This window comes from Clostridium sp. (assembly GCF_051656525.1).
Classification (GTDB): domain Bacteria; phylum Bacillota; class Clostridia; order Clostridiales; family Clostridiaceae; genus Clostridium.
This window is the reverse complement of the sequence record NZ_JBOGCC010000018.1, coordinates 1-1839: the sequence shown is the minus strand read 5'-3', so window position 1 is coordinate 1839 and position 1839 is coordinate 1. Positions and strand designations below refer to the sequence as shown.

Below are 1839 nucleotides of genomic sequence, written 5' to 3'. Positions count from 1 at the left end.
TATTGTTACAATAACCATTTTTAAACTCAAGAGTAGCTTTTTCATATAAAATTATAAATTCATCTATTGTTAAATCAGGTTTAGCATTAAGAAGATTTACAATTGTAAAATCATCTAAAATTTCTTTTAGATAGGTTCTAATAGAAAGATTATTAGTTAGTACAGTATTTTTATTATTATCTTCTTTTTCAATAATATCTTTATAAATATTAGTATTATTATGTGACGTATCTTCCATGGTAGGAGTTACCACCACTGTGAGATCCAGTGGTGCAGTATCCGTACTAGGAGAATCCAGTGGTGGATAAGTGGACAGAGAGAGTTGCGGGGTAGTAGCAACACTTCTAAAAGGTTCGGTAGTTTTATTTAGAAGTTCCTTGTCGTCAGAAAAGTAATATATATTTTTAAGTTCACCTTTGCGGACAAAGGCAATCTCTTTTTTATGGCGATACATATATCCAAGTTCAATCAAATTATTTATAAGTCTTAGTAACTTATCTTTACTAATGTTTAGTTCGAATGACAGTTGATTGACGTTTATAACCCAATTAGATGGTTTATTAAGGAGACGACATCCCAGTCCTAGTAACTCTAAATTCAAATCTTTATCTTGTATAAATTTATTATAAATTATAGTGTAGTTGCTTTTATGGTTATTTTTTATTATAAAATCCATAAAACCTCCTCATAAGTTTTTATCTTTAATTGTTTCTATAATATCAGGAATTGCAAAGTGTTTTAAAAAAGATTGAAACTTAATAATAGATTTATTACCTTTTCCTTTAGCAATATTTAAATTGTTTTCACTAACAGCATAAGTAACTTTATTTGAGCTGAAGTTAGCTAAAATTTCTAGAATTTCAGTTTTTGAAAAAAGAAAATTTCCATTTTCAATACAAATTTTGCTTAGGTCAGACATTATATTTTTTTTGAAAAGATCTTCGTTATCAAATTTTGAAATTTTTTTAAAATTATAAATTGCTCTAGAAAGTTCAATAAATTGTCGATTATTTTTTTGTTTTTTACTCAAAGTTACCACCCCTTTTCTTCTTCTGATAGAAGAAATAAATTTAGAAATTCCTTAACGAAAACAATTTTATAGCCATTAGAGCAAACAGATACACTTTTAGGCAATTTTTGTAATCGCTTGTAAATTGTTTCTTTTTTTAGTGGAAATATAAATTCAAGTTCTTCGATTAAAGCAGTTTCCCCTAAATATTCTGTGATTAAGGCTTTAATACATTTGTCCTCCATACCCCTCCTTAAAATCGAATGATTTGTACATAAATAATATTTTTTTTATTGAAAAAAGTCAAATTTTTTTAAATAAATAAGTGTACAATGGTATTTTGAAAGAAAAAAATAAAGTATGAACAGTGGGATTTTGGCTAGTGTAATCTAAATTTATTTATGTTACCATTAAAACATCTCGAGATAGTAGAAAAAATAAAAAATAAAAATCGTAGGAGGTAAAAAATGAGTATGACAGTTGGAGGAGCAAAAGCAGTAATAGAGGGAGTTATAATTAAAACTCAAAAGAGTATTGAAAGAGAAGTTAGTTATTTAAAGGAGTTAGCAGATGATAAAGCAACACTTTCTAAAATTGAGCAAATGCAAGCAGATGGAGAACCATTACCAGCTAATAACCCATATGGATCTTTTTCAGAGTGGAGAGACGCTATTGAAAAAGAGATAAGAACAGGACAAAATTCATTAGATAGAATAGATGTTCAAAAAGCTGAATTAATGGCATTTAATTACTTTGTGGAAAATGCACCAGAGGCATAGGCCTATGATAAAAACCATAAAAATAATCTATACTGTATTAACACTTATTGG

General features: G+C 27.5%; 4 protein-coding genes. 1 reads left to right on the top strand and 3 read right to left on the bottom strand.

Features of this window, described 5'->3' with window-relative positions:
• The 3 genes from ACRDDY_RS00535 to ACRDDY_RS00525 all read right to left on the bottom strand — a co-directional run.
• A partial coding sequence (locus ACRDDY_RS00535; RefSeq protein ID WP_438563015.1) for a hypothetical protein occupies positions 1-676 on the bottom strand: 676 nt, incomplete at its 3' end.
• Positions 677-685: 9 nt separating this feature from the next.
• Entirely contained in the window at positions 686-1030 is a 345-nt protein-coding gene (locus tag ACRDDY_RS00530) for a hypothetical protein (RefSeq protein ID WP_438563014.1), read from the bottom strand.
• A gap of 2 nt (positions 1031-1032) precedes the next feature.
• Positions 1033-1254 (bottom strand): hypothetical protein, encoded by a 222-nt coding sequence (locus ACRDDY_RS00525; RefSeq protein ID WP_330111448.1) that lies wholly within the window; start codon positions 1252-1254, stop codon positions 1033-1035.
• A 222-nt stretch (positions 1255-1476) separates the two neighbouring features.
• Between ACRDDY_RS00525 and ACRDDY_RS00520 the strand changes: the two genes are divergently transcribed.
• Positions 1477-1788: a hypothetical protein gene (locus ACRDDY_RS00520; RefSeq protein ID WP_330111447.1), complete on the top strand. Its 312-nt coding sequence runs from the start codon at positions 1477-1479 to the stop codon at positions 1786-1788.
• Positions 1789-1839: the final 51 nt, after the last annotated feature.

Excerpts from the sequence above, each read along its gene's own strand:
- ACRDDY_RS00520 (WP_330111447.1), top strand. The coding sequence starts at position 1,477 with ATGAGTATGACAGTTGGAGGAGCAAAAGCAGTAATAGAGGGAGTTATA.
- ACRDDY_RS00525 (WP_330111448.1), bottom strand. The coding sequence starts at position 1,254 with ATGGAGGACAAATGTATTAAAGCCTTAATCACAGAATATTTAGGGGAA.